The 14,501-nt window shown below is 66.8% G+C and carries 17 protein-coding genes and 1 pseudogene; 8 read left to right on the top strand and 10 right to left on the bottom strand.

All coding sequences use genetic code 11. The annotated features are described in order from the left end of the window. Positions 1-137: 137 nt before the first annotated feature. Entirely contained in the window at positions 138-953 is an 816-nt protein-coding gene (locus MF610_RS18675) for a TerC family protein (protein ID WP_242201859.1), read from the bottom strand. Between the two features lie 207 nt (positions 954-1,160). Here MF610_RS18675 and MF610_RS19125 point away from each other — a divergent pair, with 207 nt between their 5' ends. Both MF610_RS19125 and MF610_RS18660 read left to right on the top strand, forming a co-directional pair. Then, positions 1,161-2,000 (top strand): cold-shock protein, encoded by an 840-nt coding sequence (locus MF610_RS19125; RefSeq protein ID WP_277924203.1) that lies wholly within the window; start codon positions 1,161-1,163, stop codon positions 1,998-2,000. Between the two features lie 76 nt (positions 2,001-2,076). Then, positions 2,077-2,434: pseudogene (locus tag MF610_RS18660) on the top strand (bleomycin resistance protein). 399 nt (positions 2,435-2,833) lie between these two features. On the opposite strand, the gene MF610_RS18655 reads toward MF610_RS18660, so the two are convergent. Together MF610_RS18655 and MF610_RS18650 are read right to left on the bottom strand one after the other, a co-directional pair. Then, entirely contained in the window at positions 2,834-3,253 is a 420-nt protein-coding gene (locus MF610_RS18655; protein ID WP_242201858.1) for a hypothetical protein, read from the bottom strand. Next, positions 3,250-4,179: an acyl-CoA desaturase gene (locus tag MF610_RS18650; RefSeq protein WP_242201856.1), complete on the bottom strand. Its 930-nt coding sequence runs from the start codon at positions 4,177-4,179 to the stop codon at positions 3,250-3,252. The genes MF610_RS18655 and MF610_RS18650 overlap by 4 nt, the downstream gene beginning before the upstream one ends. A gap of 83 nt (positions 4,180-4,262) precedes the next feature. Here MF610_RS18650 and MF610_RS18645 point away from each other — a divergent pair, with 83 nt between their 5' ends. From MF610_RS18645 to MF610_RS18635, 3 genes are read left to right on the top strand one after another with little or no spacing between them, the layout of a single operon-like run. Continuing rightward, the gene (locus MF610_RS18645; RefSeq protein ID WP_242201854.1) at positions 4,263-4,577 is read left to right on the top strand and encodes a metalloregulator ArsR/SmtB family transcription factor; all 315 of its coding nucleotides are present in this window, start codon (positions 4,263-4,265) and stop codon (positions 4,575-4,577) included. A 35-nt stretch (positions 4,578-4,612) separates the two neighbouring features. Further along, complete coding sequence (locus tag MF610_RS18640) at positions 4,613-5,563, top strand: glutathione S-transferase family protein (protein ID WP_242201861.1); 951 nt, start codon at positions 4,613-4,615, stop codon at positions 5,561-5,563. A gap of 44 nt (positions 5,564-5,607) precedes the next feature. Beyond that, positions 5,608-6,408, top strand: a complete 801-nt coding sequence (locus MF610_RS18635) for a glutaminyl-peptide cyclotransferase (RefSeq protein WP_242201852.1) — start codon at positions 5,608-5,610, stop codon at positions 6,406-6,408. A gap of 74 nt (positions 6,409-6,482) precedes the next feature. On the opposite strand, the gene MF610_RS18630 is transcribed toward MF610_RS18635, so the two are convergent. The 5 genes from MF610_RS18630 to MF610_RS18610 all read right to left on the bottom strand — a co-directional run bounded on the left by MF610_RS18630 (position 6,483) and on the right by MF610_RS18610 (position 10,026). Next, positions 6,483-8,096, bottom strand: coding sequence for a cisplatin damage response ATP-dependent DNA ligase (locus MF610_RS18630; protein WP_242201850.1), 1,614 nt, complete (start codon positions 8,094-8,096; stop codon positions 6,483-6,485). Between the two features lie 10 nt (positions 8,097-8,106). Beyond that, positions 8,107-8,292, bottom strand: a complete 186-nt coding sequence (locus MF610_RS18625; RefSeq protein WP_242201848.1) for a DUF1328 domain-containing protein — start codon at positions 8,290-8,292, stop codon at positions 8,107-8,109. Between the two features lie 278 nt (positions 8,293-8,570). Then, positions 8,571-9,062 (bottom strand): Dps family protein, encoded by a 492-nt coding sequence (locus tag MF610_RS18620; RefSeq protein ID WP_242201846.1) that lies wholly within the window; start codon positions 9,060-9,062, stop codon positions 8,571-8,573. A gap of 105 nt (positions 9,063-9,167) precedes the next feature. Beyond that, positions 9,168-9,728 carry a TMEM165/GDT1 family protein gene (locus MF610_RS18615; protein ID WP_242201844.1) on the bottom strand — a complete coding sequence of 187 codons (561 nt, stop codon included), beginning with the start codon at positions 9,726-9,728 and terminating at the stop codon, positions 9,168-9,170. A 13-nt stretch (positions 9,729-9,741) separates the two neighbouring features. After that, positions 9,742-10,026 (bottom strand): hypothetical protein, encoded by a 285-nt coding sequence (locus MF610_RS18610; RefSeq protein ID WP_242201842.1) that lies wholly within the window; start codon positions 10,024-10,026, stop codon positions 9,742-9,744. Positions 10,027-10,208: 182 nt separating this feature from the next. Here MF610_RS18610 and rpmG point away from each other — a divergent pair, with 182 nt between their 5' ends. Next, positions 10,209-10,376 carry a 50S ribosomal protein L33 gene (rpmG, locus tag MF610_RS18605; protein WP_055757016.1) on the top strand — a complete coding sequence of 56 codons (168 nt, stop codon included), beginning with the start codon at positions 10,209-10,211 and terminating at the stop codon, positions 10,374-10,376. 296 nt (positions 10,377-10,672) lie between these two features. Here rpmG and MF610_RS18600 read toward each other — a convergent pair whose 3' ends face one another. Further along, a complete protein-coding gene (locus tag MF610_RS18600; protein WP_242201840.1) occupies positions 10,673-10,975 on the bottom strand; it encodes a hypothetical protein in 303 nt (100 codons plus the stop codon). Positions 10,976-11,060: 85 nt separating this feature from the next. On the opposite strand from MF610_RS18600, the gene MF610_RS18595 reads away from it, so the two are divergent. Beyond that, on the top strand, positions 11,061-11,483 hold the full coding sequence (locus MF610_RS18595) for a CBS domain-containing protein (protein ID WP_242201838.1): 423 nt from the start codon (positions 11,061-11,063) through the stop codon (positions 11,481-11,483). A 46-nt stretch (positions 11,484-11,529) separates the two neighbouring features. Further along, positions 11,530-12,477 carry a hypothetical protein gene (locus tag MF610_RS18590; protein ID WP_242201837.1) on the top strand — a complete coding sequence of 316 codons (948 nt, stop codon included), beginning with the start codon at positions 11,530-11,532 and terminating at the stop codon, positions 12,475-12,477. A 185-nt stretch (positions 12,478-12,662) separates the two neighbouring features. Here MF610_RS18590 and MF610_RS18585 read toward each other — a convergent pair whose 3' ends face one another. Continuing rightward, on the bottom strand, positions 12,663-14,132 hold the full coding sequence (locus MF610_RS18585) for a lipopolysaccharide biosynthesis protein (protein WP_242201835.1): 1,470 nt from the start codon (positions 14,130-14,132) through the stop codon (positions 12,663-12,665). Positions 14,133-14,501: the final 369 nt, after the last annotated feature.

Raw genomic sequence — 14,501 nt, 5'->3', positions numbered from 1 at the left:
TACCGGTTCGGCGGCGCGCGGCGGTGAGGATGGCGGCGCTCGCGATCGGCTTGGCGGTGGCGGGGTGCGATGCCCTGCCGGCCACCCACAGCGTATCCTCGATGGGTGGCCGGGCGGGGGAGCGGGCCGGCACCGCCTCACTGGGAAGCGTCACGCTCAATGGCGTCGCGGGCCAAGCGCTTCCGGGTCTTGGAGCGGCGCGAGACGATGTTGAGCGTCTCGACCCCCGCCGAAAACGCCATCGCGGCATAGATATAGCCCTTGGGCACATGCACGCCGAAGCCATCGGCGATCAGCACTGCGCCGATCATCAGCAGGAACCCCAGCGCCAGCATGACCACGGTCGGGTTGGCGTTGATGAAGCGTGCCAGCGGATCGGCGGCGACCAGCATGACGCCGACAGTGACGATGACCGCCGCCATCATGATCGGCACTTCATCGGTCATGCCGACCGCGGTCAGGATCGAATCGATCGAGAACACCATGTCGAGCGCGACGATCTGCGCGATGGCCGATCCGAAGCTGATCGCGGCCTTGCCCTTTTTATCCAGCGCGTCGCCGGTCGGTTCGTCGTCCATCGTGTGATGGATTTCCTTGGTCGCCTTCCACACCAGGAACAGCCCGCCGACGATCAGGATGATGTCGCGCCACGAAAAGGCGGTTTCGAACGTCGGGCGTCCATAGGCGTCGGGCGCGCCCTGCAGCCCCAAGTCGAACACCGGATTGGTCAGCGAGACGATGAACGCGATCATCGACAGCAGCAGCAGCCGCATGACCAGCGCCAGCCCGATACCGATTCGGCGCGCCAGCTGCTGCTGGTGCGGGGGCAGCTTGTTCGAGAGAATCGAGATGAAAATCAGGTTGTCGATACCGAGAACGACTTCGAGCACGACCAGCGTGAGGAAGGCGGCCCAAGCGGCGGGGTCGGCCAGAAGCGCTAAAATGGTATCCATGGGGCGATTCTGTGCCGGTTTCGCCACAATATGACAAGGTTCGCGGCCAGCGGAACGATTGCAGCGGTGAAATTCGTTTGGGACCGTGCGCTTTTAGTCTATGGCAGGGAAGTGGCACCCGGTTTGGCGGTGCCCGGACACCTGCGTTTTTCGCTCGACGCTTGGGTTTACGATGAAGTTGGGCGAACCGGGAAGACGAACAGGGCAATGAGTTTCGATCGAGGACGGCGCGGCGAGCGCGGTGGGCGCGGCAGGGACAAGCGCGACGGTTTTGGTGACGAAGGCGGCAGCAGCTACGGCGGCGGCGGTTTCGGCGGCGATCGCGGTGGCTTCGGCGGCGGTGGATTCGGTGGCGGCGGTGGCGGCTTCGGCGGCGGCAGCAGCTATGGTGATCGCGGCGGCGGTGGCGGCTTCGGCGGCGGTGGTTTCCGTGGCGGCGGTGGCGGCGGCTTCGGCGGCGGCGGTGGCGGCTTCGGTGGTGGCGGCGGCGGTGGCCGCGGCATGCCCCCGCAGGTCGTTGGCGAAGCGACCGGCGTGGTCAAGTTCTTTAACGCGCAGAAGGGTTTCGGCTTTGTTGTGCGTGATGACGGCGGCGAAGACGTGTTCGTGCACATCTCGGCGGTCGAGCAGGCTGGCCTGAGCGCACTCGCCGAAGGGCAGCCGATGGGCTTCACCCTGGTCGATCGCGGTGGCCGCATCTCGGCGACCGATCTGAAGATCGACGGCGAGCCGATGGAAGTCACCGGCGGTGGCGCTCCGCGCGAACCGCGCGATGCCGGCCCGCGCGGCGGTGCCGGTGGTGGCTTCGGCGGCGGCCCGCAGCGGCAGCTGACCGGCGAGCGCGCAAGCGGCGTCGTGAAGTTCTTCAACGCGATGAAGGGTTTCGGCTTCATCCAGCGCGACGATGGCCAGCCGGACGCGTTCGTCCACATCTCGGCCGTCGAGCGTGCGGGTCTGCCGACGCTCAACGAAGGCGATCGCCTCGAGTTCGAACTCGAAGTCGACCGTCGCGGCAAGCACGCAGCGGTGAACCTCAACAAGCTTTGAGGTTTTCGCTTCGGCGATGAAAAGGGGTCGGCTGTCCAGAGGGATAGCCGGCCCCTCTTCGTTTTGGGGAAGCCGCATGGACCGGGCGACACCCAATTTGCCGTCGCGCGATTTCGCGGCGACGTCAGCCTTCTACGCCGCGCTCGGCTTCGACGAGATGTGGCGCGATGCGGGGTGGATGATCCTGACGCGCCGGGGGACCTGCAGCTCGAATTCTTTCCGTGGCCGACTTCGACCCGGCGACCAGCGGTTATGGGAGCTGCCTGCGACTCGATGACGTCGATGCGTTCTATGCGGTGGCGCAGGCGGCGGGTGTTCCCGAACGGACTACCGACTTTCCCCGGTTGCAGCCGCCGGTGCCGCAGCATGGGTTGCGGATCGGGGCGTTGCTCGATCCCGACGGATCGTTATTGTGGTTGATCGGGGAGGGGTGAGCGCCCAATCCATCGAAACGCAGGCATGGCCCCGGCTAAGGCTGGGGCCACCAGTGACTCCTGTGCCGTGCCATCACTAGGGCGGATCGACATTCAGTTCGCTGGACGCACGACGATCGTTCCCTCCACCGTCGTCACTCCCGCGCAGGCGGGAGTCCATATGCGCCATCGTCGCGAATCCAGCCAAACCGTCTGCGTCTATGGATTCCCGCCTGCGCGGGAATGACGAGCATCATCGTCATCACCGAATGTCGATCGGCCCTAGAAGATCCCAGCCGTCGCTGGAATGACGTGCTGGGCGGACGGAACGCGCCATGGTGAAGGGGGCGGAAAATCCTGAAGGACGTTGATCGACGGGCGGAAAGTCGATCAAATCGCGCGGCGGGTTAGGCCGGATGCTCACGACGAATAGTCGGCGCGATGGGCGATTGATCCTGCGCGCAGGTCGGCGAGGCAATAGCCCAGAAAATCGAGCACCTCCCCAATCCAACCGGTCCATTCGCCGCCGACGGCCATCACCGTGCCGATCATCAGCCCGAAGCGCACGGCGTCGCGCCGCTGCTGCTGCCCCGATCGCACCGCGAAATGCCACAGCGGCAGGCCGATCATCAGGGAGAATGGCAGGGTGACGCACCATCCGACGCTGATGACGAACCATAGCTGTTGGACGGCGAACCACAGGGCAGGGACGTGGATCGGACTGGCCAAGACCATGCCGCGGACGCCCCAGAGGAGGACGACGATGACGACGCCCGCCATCGTGGCGACGATCAGCGCAACGATGCGCAGGCATCCCGAAGGCGGCGGTGTCGCGGTCATGCCACCCGGCCTTGTGCAGCTTGTCGTACCCCGACCCGCCGCAACCCGGCCCTTGGCGGCAGGTGCGCCGGTTCGTTCAGCGCGCTGACCAACCCGATTCGCCGCAGCGCCAGCAGCAGCCACCAGCCGGGATCATGCTGACCCGGCAAAATCCCCAATCGCGCCGATTCGGGAAAGGCGTGGTGGTTGCCGTGCCATGCCTCGCCAAAGGTGATGAGCGCGGCGGCGGGGAGGTCGTGGCCCTGCACACCGGCGCCATCGACCACCCAGCCCTGCGGCCCGCGGCGATGGGTGATGTGGCCGACCAGCCAGTGGCCGGTGACGCTGACCGCGACCCGGACGGCCACGCCCCACACCAGCCATGGCAGCCCGCCGATCCCCCAGAACAACAGCGCCCAGGGCAGTTGCTGCGCCCTCCATGTCGATTCGAGCCAGTGGAGGAAGCGATCGTCGCGCAGATACGGCTCGGGATCGAAGCGCGGCGGATGGTCAAGGTCGAGGCGGCAATGCATTTGCCACCACGCATCATGCAACATCGTCGTGCGGTGGGCGTGGAGCGGGTGGCAATCGGGTTGGCGCTGCGCCCAGTCGCGCATGTCGTGCAGGCGGACCATGCCAATCGGCCCGGCCATGCCGACCAGCGTGCCGAGATAGACGAGGATTCGTTCGACCCAGAGCGAGGCGACGAAGCTGCGGTGGATCAGAAGGCGGTGCAATCCGATCGAATGGCCTGCGCACAGCGTGACCGCGCTGGTCGCGAGGAACAGCAGGATCGCACCCGGCGTCACGAACATCGGCCCGGCGATCAGCGCGATCGCCGTCATGCCGCCGATCCACAGCGACTTGCGCGGTGCCCATCGCACCGTTCCCGCGACGGCAGAGGTGTCGGGCAGCGCCTTGATCCGGCGGGTCGAACGATCGGACATCGCACTCTCCTTCGCTAATTAGGTATATTCCTAAATAGCGAAGGATATTTGTCAAGCCAGTCGGGTCCGCCTATATCGGTGGCATGCAACGTGTCTTCGAAGCGCTGGCATCGGTGCCGCGGCGCAAGATCCTCGCCTATCTGGCCCATGCCGAACTGAGCGCGGGGGAAATCGCGGCGCGGTTCGAGATGTCGAAGCCGTCGATCTCGCAGCACCTGTCGATCCTCGAGGCGGCGGGGCTGGTGACCAGCGAGAAGCGCGGGCAGTTCGTCTATTACCGGCTGGTGCCCGACAATCTCACCAACACGCTGAACGGCTTCGTCCAAGAAGTCTGCCCGGTCGCACGGCCGCTCAAGCGTGAGAGCAAGGCCCGCACGGGGAACCCCGACGCGTCCTGATCGTGTTGCACGACGAACAGCGAAAGGGATCGGCGATGGGCATGGTGCAGGACGGGATGTGGACCAGTGATACGCCGGTCGCGCCGACCGACGCGTCGGGCAATTTCCAGCGTGCCGAAAGCGGGTTTCGCGACTGGCTGACCCGCGATGGCGGGCCCGGGCCGGAGGGGCAGGCGGGCGTGCCGGCGGCGCGCGATCGCTATCATCTCTATGTCAGCCTCGCTTGTCCGTGGGCGCATCGCACGCTGGTGGTGCGGGCGTTGAAGGGGCTGGAGAACATGCTGCCGGTGACGGTGGTCGGGCCGCTGATGGGCGCGCAGGGGTGGAGTTTTTCGCCGGCGTTCGGCGGGAGCGGCGATCCGGTGGAAGGCGTCGATCACCTGCACCAGCTCTATACGCTCGCCAAGCCGGGTATGACCGGCAAGGTCACGGTGCCGGTCCTGTGGGACAAGCAGGAACGGCGGATCGTGAACAACGAATCGTCGGAAATCCTCCGGATGCTCAACACCGCGTTCGACGATCTGGGCGCGCGCGACGGCGACTATTATCCGCAGGCACTGCGGGCGGAGATCGATGCGGTGAACGACCGCGTCTATCGCACCGTCAACAACGGGGTGTACCGCGCCGGCTTCGCAACGACGCAGGACGCCTATGACCAGGCGGTGCATGCGCTGTTCGATTCGCTCGACTGGCTGGAGACGCGGCTGGCAGGCGACTGGCTGGTCGGGGATGCGCTGACCGAGGCGGATATCCGGCTGTTCACCACGCTGGTGCGGTTCGATCCGGTCTATCACGGCCATTTCAAATGCAATGTCCGCCGGCTGATCGACTATCCGCGGCTGCGCGCGCTGGCCGAACGGATCGCGGCGCTGCCGGGTGTTGCCGAGACGATCGACCTCGACCAGATCAAGACGCATTATTATCGCAGCCACAGCGCGATCAATCCGACCGGTATCGTGCCGGCCGGGCCGGCGGTGGCGTTCTGATTGGTTCACCCACCGGCAAGACGATCGCGAGGATAAGGACGCCCATGATTCGCTGGATGCTGCCGTTTACTCTCGCGCTCGCCACCACCGCCGCCGTGGCGCAGACAGGCACGCCGCCGGTGGCGCCGGCTGCCGTTCCGGTCGAAGGGATCGCGGCGCGGATCGTCGCGCGCTATCCGCATGATCGCACCGCCTTCACCCAGGGGCTGGTATGGCATGACGGCGCGCTGTTCGAGAGTACCGGACAGCCCGGCGTGTCGGACGTGCGGCGGGTGCGGCTGGCCGACGGCAAGGTGCTGGCGCGGACCAAACTGCCGGGGCTGCAGTTCGGCGAAGGGCTGGCGGTCGATGGCAACCAGCTGGTCAGCATCACATGGCAGGACGGGATCGCGCATCGCTGGGATGCGAAGACGCTGAAGTCGGTCGGGCGTGCGCGCTATCCGGGCGAGGGCTGGGGCCTCGCGAGCGATGGCACGTCGCTGATCCTGTCGGACGGGACGCCGACGTTGCGCTTCATGGACCCCAAGACGTTTAAGGAACGGCGGCGGGTGACGATCACCGCCAATGGCCGGCCGGTGCATAACCTCAACGAGCTGGAGATGATCGACGGCAAGCTGTGGGGTAACATTTGGCACCGCGATTATATCGTGCGGATCGATCCGGCGACCGGAGTGGTCGACGCCCTGGTCGACCTCGCGCCGCTGCGTGCCGAGTTGGGGGCGCTCGATCCGGAGGCGGTGTTGAACGGGATCGCGTGGGATGCGGGGGGCAAGCGGTTGTTCGTGACGGGGAAGTGGTGGCCGACGCTGTTCGAGATCGCGTTGGAGCCGGTGCCACAGGGATAGGCGTATCCCGCGTAGAAGTAGTTCCGCCGGGCACTGGACCCCCGCCTGCGCGGGGGTACGGCGCTTACTCGGGATCAACTCACCATCTTGAGCAACGTCGCGATATGGTCCGCCTCTGCCGCCGGCTTGTCGGTGCGGATGCGGCTGATGCGGGGGAAGCGCATCGCGACGCCCGATTTGTGGCGCTTCGACGCGTGGATCGAATCGAACGCGACTTCGAACACCAGCGTCTTTTCGACCTCGCGCACCGGACCGAAGCGGTTGACCGTATGCTGGCGCACGAAGCGGTCGAGGTCTTTCAGCTCGGCATCGGTGAAGCCCGAATAGGCCTTGCCCACCGGGAGCAGCTCGCCGCCCTCGGCCGGATCGGCGGTCCAGCAGCCGAAGGTATAGTCGGAATAGAAGGACGAACGTTTGCCGCTGCCGCGTTGCGCGTACATCATCACGCAATCGGCGACGAGCGGGTCGCGCTTCCATTTGTACCACAGCCCGACGCGGCGCCCGGCGATATAGGGTGAGTCGCGGCGCTTGAGCATGACGCCCTCGATCGCTGAATCGCGGGCGCGCGCGCGGAGTTCGGCCAGTGCGGCGAAGTCGGCGGCGTCGATCAGGCGGGAGAGGTCGAAGGTGACAGGGTCGAGCGCGGCGACGAACGGCTCCAGCCGGGCGCGGCGTTCGGTCCAGGGCAGATCGCGCAGGTCCTCCGTCCCGTCGAACAGGATGTCGTAGAGGCGGACGAAGGCGGGAGAATCGGCCAGCATCGCCTTTGACACTACCTTCCGTCCCAGCCGCTGCTGCAGCGCGTTGAAGCTGGCCGCGCCGCTGTCGTCGGCGTGCAGCGCGTCTCCCTGTCCCATGCCCCGCACCAGCAGCTCGCCGTCGAGGACGCCGGGGGTGCGGAACGCGGCGGCGACTTCGGGAAAGGCGGCGGTGATGTCGTCGCCGGCGCGGCTGTAGAGCCGGGTCTCGCCACCGACATGGACCAGCTGCACCCGGATACCGTCCCATTTCCACTCGGCGGCATAATCGGCGAGATCGACGATGCCGTCGTCGAGCGGATGGGCAAGCATGAACGAGCGGAATACCGGCAGGTCGGCGGCATGCGGCTGTTCGCCACGCCCCTCTGCCCAGGCGAAGAGTTCGGCATAGGGTGGGGCAAGGCCGTGCCACACCTCCTCCACCGCATCGACGTCGAGGCCGAACGCCTGCGCCAGCGCGGTCTTGGCGAGCCGCGCCGACACGCCGACACGCAGGCCGCCGGTGGCGAGCTTCAACAGCGCGAAGCGTTCGTCGGATTCGAGCCGGTCGAGCATGTCGGCCAGCGCGCGGGGCGCGTCGGAGCGCGACAGGCTGCCCAGCCGGGTGACGACGGCGTCGAGCGTCAGCGGTTCGGGGTCGCGGACCGTACCGGGGGGCGGTTCGGGCCAGAGCAGCGCGACCGTCTCCGCCGTGTCGCCGACGAAGTCGCGGCTCATCGCGAACAGCACCGGATCGGTTCGTTCGGTGATGAGGGTGCGGATCGTCGCCGATTTGACCGCGGGCAGGTCGAGATCGCCGGTCAGCGCGGCGATCGCCCAACCCCGGTCGGGGTCGGGCGTGTCGCGCAGATAGGCGCCGATCAGCGCCAGCTTGGCGTTGCGCGACCGGGTGTAGATCAACCGGTCGAGCAGGTCGGCAAAGGCCCGCATCGTATGTGCGTCAGTCGAGCGCGTTCTTCACGCCCTTGCCCGCCAGCAGGCCGAGGATCAGCAGCACGACGAACACCGCGATCGCGACGAAGAACAGGATCTTGGCGATGCCGACGAACGCGCCGCCGATCCCGCCAAAGCCCAACGCGCCCATGACCAGACCGACCACGAGGAAGATCACCGCCCATTTCAACATCGTATCGCTCCATCGCTGGCGGCCGCGCCGCTTTCATCGAAGGGAGCGTCCGACGACGGTTGCGGTTCCGAATCGAATGGCGCGGGGGCAGCAAAAAGCCCGCCGGTGCGCGGGGCGCCGGCGGGCTTTTTGCTGCTAACGTTCGATTTGCCGACATGGAAACGTCACCCCAGCGAAGGCTGGGGCCTCGTGCGGCTCCTGTCCCGCTGTCAACGATAGATCCCAGCCTTCGCTGGGATGACGCCGGTGGCAGGATGGATCAGGCGCTCAGCCCTGCCTCAACCCTTGCGGGCGGCTTCGAACAGGAACCAGGCGCGTTCTTCGGCCTGGTCGATCCAGTCGTCGGCGAGGCTGCTGGTGGCGGTGTCGCCGGCATCCTCGGCGGCTTCGCGGGCTTCGCGCAGCCGCTCGACCAGCTTGAGGTTGTCGTCGCGCAGCTCGGCGAGCATGTCGTCGGGCTTCACGAAGTCCTTGTCATTGTCCTTGATCGCGGTGCGGCGCGCGATGTCGCCGATCGAGCGCAGCGTGGTGTTGCCGGTCTTGCGCACACGCTCGGCGATCACGTCGGTGACGGCGAGGATCTGTGTCGCCTGATCGTCGAGCATCAGGTGATAGTCGCGGAAATGCGGGCCGGAGACGTGCCAGTGGAAGTTCTTGGTCTTCAGATACAGGGTAAAACAGTCGGCGAGGGCGGCGTTCAGGCCGTCGGCGACGCTGGCGACCTTGTTGTTGGGCAGGTCGGTCGGCGTGTCGAGCGCGGGGTTGGTCACAGGCGTTTCTCCGGCTGGATATGATTCGGTTCAGCAACGATCGCGCTGCCGATTCTTTCCCGTGCCGTCGCGGCAAATATCCGCTCAACCTGATCGACGCGGTAATCACAGCAGCCGCAACGCGCCCAGTCCGAGCACCGCGCCCGCGATCAGCAGCAGCGTCGCGACCACCGGTCGTATCCAGCGTAGCGGCAGTGCCAGCCAGTCGCGCTCGCCCAAGGTCGCGGCGGCGGCGGACAGTGCGCCCGCCGCCAGCGTCGCACCGATCGCGCCCGCCACCGGATCGGGGGTGCGGGCAACCAGTGCGAAGACGAGGAACTGGCCGCGATCGCCCAGCGCGAGGATCGCCATGCCAAGGAACGCGGTCAGCCAGCCGGGCAGCCGCCAATGGTCCAGCCGGTCCTTGATCTTCGCCGCGAACAGCGCCGACCCGCCCGCCGACAAGAGGGCAAGCGCGAGCAGCAGGTTGCGGGCATTGGGGGTCAAATAGGGCGCGACCAGCGTGCCCGCCATCGCGGCGAGCGCGAAGCCGATCGCCTGCGCCACGATCCCGGCGATCGTCGCGCCGCGCCCGTGCCGGTCGGCAAGGATCGCGGCGAGCAGCGCGGGACGGTCACCGACCCCCGCCAGCAGGACCGCGACGAACGCGGGAACGAGCGGGTCCATTCTCGAAAGGAAATCAGTCGGCGAGGCGTACCGTGCAGACCGCGGCATAGGCCTGCGCCGTCGCCGCGTCGCTGCGGCCGCAGCGCACCGCTTCGCGGGCCAGTGCGGTCCATTCGCCGATCGAGCGCCGCTCGCCGCGCGCGATGGCGGCATCGACGACGGCAAGGACCGACAGCGCGGGCAGGCTGGCTTCGGCCGTGGCGATCGCGCGAATCGCCTCGATCTCGGCATAGGGGTGCGTCGGGCCGCCAAAGGTCATCGCCCGCTCCGCATCGATATGCACCGACTCGATCCGCATCACCGCCTCCCAATCGCTTGATTCATAACATGCCGGCGAGTGGTTACGTTCCGGTGAAGGCGTCCGGCCTTGACTTGGGGCCACGATTGCCGCATGCGCCCCCAACTTGCAGCAGCCCGCGTCGTGGCGGGTCGCTTTCCATTGTCATTTCGCGGGCATCAGGCCCAAGGGGTTTTTGGGTCATGGCAAAGCCGACCACCGTCAAGATCAAGCTCGTCAGCTCGGCCGATACCGGCTTCTTCTATGTCACCAAGAAGAACCCGCGCAACCAGACCGAGAAGCTGACCTTCCGTAAGTATGACCCGGTCGTGCGCAAGCATGTCGAGTTCAAGGAAGCCAAGATCAAGTAAGCGCGTCCGGGTCCTTGTCGGGCCGGTCCGTTTCGCCAAAACCCGCCGGGTGCCGACAGGGCGTCCGGCGGGTTTTGCGTTGTAAGGGCGCCGTCCTTGTCATCATCGTCACCCCGGGTCAGGCCCGGGGTGACGTGTGGGGTAGGCGGGGTCCTCCCTGACGCTCGTCATTCCCGCGCAGGCGGGATCCATAGCTGCTGGCGGTTCGGCAGGAGGGGGAACGTCGGCGCCTATGGACTCCCGCCTTCGCGGGAGTGACGAAGAGATTGCAGCGGACACAAGGCTCCTGCGTCCCCTTACCCCCGCTTGTCCCGCCCCGGATCGCGATCGGCGTTGAACGCATCGACCGCGGCGTCATGGCCCGATCCGTTGCTCAGGAACACCAGCGCCATCAGCGCGCCGCCCAGCATCACCGATCCGCCGACTCCGCCCAGCGTCGCCGCGGCGGTGACCCAGTGCATCGACCCGACCCACCACCAGATGCCGGCCAGCGCCACCAGCGCCGCGACCACCGACACGCCGGCCATGATCTTCAGCATCCAGCGAAAGCGCGCCCAGGCGAACGCGGCATAATCGGGATCGTCGAGGTCGTTCGCCATGGCTGTTCAATGGGCGCGAAGCGTGGAATTCTCAAGCACGGACGCGGGTGGGCCGGACTGCCCGTGCCGGGGACAGGAGAGGGCGATGACGATCGCAACGATTTCGGGCGGGCGCGACGTGGTGTCGGTGGGTGCCGATACGCCGGTGCGCGACGTGGTGGCGCTGTTGGCGCAGCATCGGATCGGCGCGGTGCCGGTGCTGGTCAACGGCCAGGTCGCCGGCATCTTTTCGGAACGCGACATGATCCATGCGCTGGTCGAGGTCGGCGCGGGTGCGCTCGACATGGGCGTAGGCGAGCGGATGACCAGCCCGGCGATCACCGTGACGCCCGAAGGGTCGGTGCTGGGCGCGCTGTCGCTGATGACGCAGCGGCGCATCCGCCATCTGCCGGTGGTCGAGGGCGAGCGGCTGGTCGGGTTCGTCTCGATCGGCGATCTGGTCAAGCACCGCATCGACGGGATCGAGGCGGAGGCACGGGCGATGCGCGACTATATCCAGCAGGCGTGAGGGCGGTGTTGACCGGCGGTTAAGGCCGGCGCGATACAGCATGCCCATGTCTTCGCCCTCGATCGCCGAACATCTCAACTGGCACGTCAAGCAGTGGCTGCACCGGCGACTGGCGCGGCGGGTGCTGGCGACGCCGCCGATCCCGGTCAGCGACGACGGCGTCATCCTGTTCTCGATGATCGGGACGGCGGTGCTGCTCCCCTGTCTGGTCGCGGTGAAGTCGCTGCGCCAGCAACTGGGACGCGGGCGGGTGGTGATCCTCGACGACGGCACGCTGACCGCCGCCGACCATCAGGTGCTGGCGCATCATTTGAACGACCCGCGCATCGTCGCGATTCGCGAGGTCGATACCGGTCCGTGTCCGCGCGGGGGGACGTGGGAGCGACTGCTAACGATCCTCGACCTGCGCGCCGAGGCGTATGTGATCCAGGTCGATTCGGACACGGTGACCTTGCGCGACCTGACCGAGGTGCGCGCGGCGATCGATGCCGGCCGCGACTTCACCCTGCGCGGCGAGGCGAGCGCCGAGATCCGCGCGGCGTCGGACATCGCTCGCGACCGGGCAGGCGTCGACCCGCGCGATCCGAAGCTGCATGTGCAGGACGCGGCGGAAGCGGCGATCGGATCGGTCGCGATTCCGGGGCACGCCACGCTCCATTATGTCCGCGGCTGTTCGGGCTTTGCCGGCTTCGCGCCGGGCGGGCCGGGGCGGGCGCTGGCCGAAGGCTTTTCGCTGGCGATGGACGATGCGATCGGGCGGGCGAGCTGGTCGCGCTGGGGCAGCGAGCAGGTGACGTCGAACTTCGTCGTCGCCAACGGCCGCGACTCGATGTTGCTGCCCTATGATCGCTATCTGAACTTCTGGAACGCGGCGCTGTTCGGCCGGGCGCGCTTCCCGACCGATCCCGCGTTCATCCACTTCATCGGCACCTATCGCTTCCACGGCGATGCCTATCTGTCGGCGACGCGCACCGCGATCGATCGGCTGGGTTAGAGCGGTTTCCGACCAGGTTGAACCACCGTCATCGCCCTACGGGCGACCGCTGGCGCGGCGGGGCGATTTCGATCCGGGACCGCGTTGCTCGTCGGTCACGATGCTGCTGCATCGCGCCCTCCTCGCGCCTTGTCCCGAACCGAAATCGCCACCGTGTCGGTAATCCAACCTGATCGGAAACCGCTCTAGGACTTTCGCAGCATCGCCCACGCGTCGAGCACGGCGCTGCGGGCGAACAGCCAGAGCGACCCGACATAGACCACGCCGCCGACCGCCGCCGACAGCGCCAGCATCGCGATCGGCGACAACGGGCCGGCGGCATGGGCAGCCAGCGTCACCGCCCCCGCCATCGCCGCTCCCGCCCCGAACGCCGGGGCGACCGCGCGCAGGAAGGCGCCTGCCGACAGCCCGATCACCGGCAGTGCCCGCGCGGCGACGATCGCCAGCAGCAGCGGATGCGCGACGATCCACGCGCCCGCCACCCCTTCGATCCCGAACCGCGCGCCGATCAGGAACGCGACCGGCAGGACCACCGCTCCGATCGCGGTGGTACCGGCGGTCGTGCCAGGCTTGCCCAGCGCATCGACCGCCGGAGGAAACAGCGCCTGCAACGTCATGAACGGCATGGCGAGGCCGAGCAGCACGACCAGTGGCGCGGCTTCCGCCCATTTCGGGCCCAGTGCGATCGCCACCGCCGGCCCGGCCGTCACCGCCAGCCCGATGAAGAACGGCACCGCGATCAGCATCAGCACCCGCACCGATCGCACGAATCCCTGCGCCACTGCTGCCGGATCGTCGCGCATCCGGGCATAGGCGGAGAAGGCGACCTCGTTGATCGGCGGCACGACCTTGTTGGTGAAGATCTGGGTAAGGAACAGCGCGGTGGTATAGACGCCGACGGCATGCGCATCGAAGAAGCGTCCGGCGACGAGGATGTCCGCCTGACTTTGTGCGAAGCTCAATAGGCTGGCGCCGGCGACGACGCCGCCATAGCGCGCCAGATGCCCCGCGCCGCGAAAGTCGAAGCTCGGCCACATCCATGCACGCGCCGCGATCATCAGCCCGATCGCGCGGGTAGCGAACAGCACTGCCGGGGCCAGCACCAGCGTCCACACCTCCAGCCCGGCATAGGCACCGCCGATCGCGGCAAGCGCGCCGAACAGCGAGGACAGCAGATTGACCTGCGCCTGCCGGTGAAAGTCCATCCGGCGCGCCAGCAGCGCGTAAGCGAACGAGCTGAACGGCGTGGTGATATAGAGCAGCGCCTGCACCCGCAGCAGGTCGGCGACGAACGGCTCGCGATAATAGGCGGCGGCAAGGGGGGCGAGCAGGAACTGCAATCCGCCCAGCAGCAGGTTGAGCAACAACAACATCCCGAACACCTGCCGCTGCTGATGCCGCGTCACCTCGCCATGCTGGATCAGCGCGTTGGCGAGCCCGTGGCCGTTGAGCATGTTGAGCAGCAGCAGGACCACCCCGGTCATCGCCACCATCCCGTAATCGCCCGGCGTCAGCAGCCGGATGACGAGAAAGGTCGACGCCCATGACACGATCTGGCCGACGATCTGGCTGCCCGAACGCCAGATGACGGCGCGCCGCACCTGATTCTGGAGCGATTCGGGGGCGTGAGGGGCTGATTCGGCAGGGGTTTCCATTGGACCACCTTGTAACCCTACCGATTGAGGGGACGTAAACCCGCGGATTTCCGCCAATCTGCAACTTTCTCGAAACAAAATTGCAAAAAGCCGTTGACGGTTTCCGGGATCACCCGTAGAGGCCTGTTCACCGGACGGGGCGAGCCACTAGGAACGCTTCACCGGGACAGCGAAACGCAGGCGACGCGAACCGCCCCTCCTAAAAAAAGGGGTAGCGAAGCGACGCCGGTTTCTTTGTCCGATCTTTTACATAGTTGATGAGATGAAGGGACATGTGGGCGGCGGCTTGCGGTCTGAGCCATTCAAGGTGGTTCGGTATCGTTTAAAGCTAAGTCGGCTCATATGTCTTATTACAACCACCATATTGTA

The organism is Sphingomonas hankookensis, from assembly GCF_022664465.1.
Taxonomy (GTDB): Bacteria; Pseudomonadota; Alphaproteobacteria; order Sphingomonadales; family Sphingomonadaceae; genus Sphingomonas; species Sphingomonas hankookensis.
The sequence above is the reverse complement of the archived record's forward strand: the minus strand, read 5'-3'. Positions and strand labels throughout refer to the sequence as shown.

What these genes read in the sequence shown, in the direction of transcription:
- MF610_RS18675 (WP_242201859.1), bottom strand. Translation starts at nt 953, where the DNA reads ATGGATACCATTTTAGCGCTTCTGGCCGACCCCGCCGCTTGGGCCGCC.
- MF610_RS19125 (WP_277924203.1), top strand. Translation starts at nt 1,161, where the DNA reads ATGAGTTTCGATCGAGGACGGCGCGGCGAGCGCGGTGGGCGCGGCAGG.
- MF610_RS18655 (WP_242201858.1), bottom strand. Translation starts at nt 3,253, where the DNA reads ATGACCGCGACACCGCCGCCTTCGGGATGCCTGCGCATCGTTGCGCTG.
- MF610_RS18650 (WP_242201856.1), bottom strand. Translation starts at nt 4,179, where the DNA reads ATGTCCGATCGTTCGACCCGCCGGATCAAGGCGCTGCCCGACACCTCT.
- MF610_RS18645 (WP_242201854.1), top strand. Translation starts at nt 4,263, where the DNA reads ATGCAACGTGTCTTCGAAGCGCTGGCATCGGTGCCGCGGCGCAAGATC.
- MF610_RS18640 (WP_242201861.1), top strand. Translation starts at nt 4,613, where the DNA reads ATGGGCATGGTGCAGGACGGGATGTGGACCAGTGATACGCCGGTCGCG.
- MF610_RS18635 (WP_242201852.1), top strand. Translation starts at nt 5,608, where the DNA reads ATGATTCGCTGGATGCTGCCGTTTACTCTCGCGCTCGCCACCACCGCC.
- MF610_RS18630 (WP_242201850.1), bottom strand. Translation starts at nt 8,096, where the DNA reads ATGCGGGCCTTTGCCGACCTGCTCGACCGGTTGATCTACACCCGGTCG.
- MF610_RS18625 (WP_242201848.1), bottom strand. Translation starts at nt 8,292, where the DNA reads ATGTTGAAATGGGCGGTGATCTTCCTCGTGGTCGGTCTGGTCATGGGC.
- MF610_RS18615 (WP_242201844.1), bottom strand. Translation starts at nt 9,728, where the DNA reads ATGGACCCGCTCGTTCCCGCGTTCGTCGCGGTCCTGCTGGCGGGGGTC.
- MF610_RS18610 (WP_242201842.1), bottom strand. Translation starts at nt 10,026, where the DNA reads ATGCGGATCGAGTCGGTGCATATCGATGCGGAGCGGGCGATGACCTTT.
- rpmG (WP_055757016.1), top strand. Translation starts at nt 10,209, where the DNA reads ATGGCAAAGCCGACCACCGTCAAGATCAAGCTCGTCAGCTCGGCCGAT.
- MF610_RS18600 (WP_242201840.1), bottom strand. Translation starts at nt 10,975, where the DNA reads ATGGCGAACGACCTCGACGATCCCGATTATGCCGCGTTCGCCTGGGCG.
- MF610_RS18595 (WP_242201838.1), top strand. Translation starts at nt 11,061, where the DNA reads ATGACGATCGCAACGATTTCGGGCGGGCGCGACGTGGTGTCGGTGGGT.
- MF610_RS18590 (WP_242201837.1), top strand. Translation starts at nt 11,530, where the DNA reads ATGTCTTCGCCCTCGATCGCCGAACATCTCAACTGGCACGTCAAGCAG.
- MF610_RS18585 (WP_242201835.1), bottom strand. Translation starts at nt 14,132, where the DNA reads ATGGAAACCCCTGCCGAATCAGCCCCTCACGCCCCCGAATCGCTCCAG.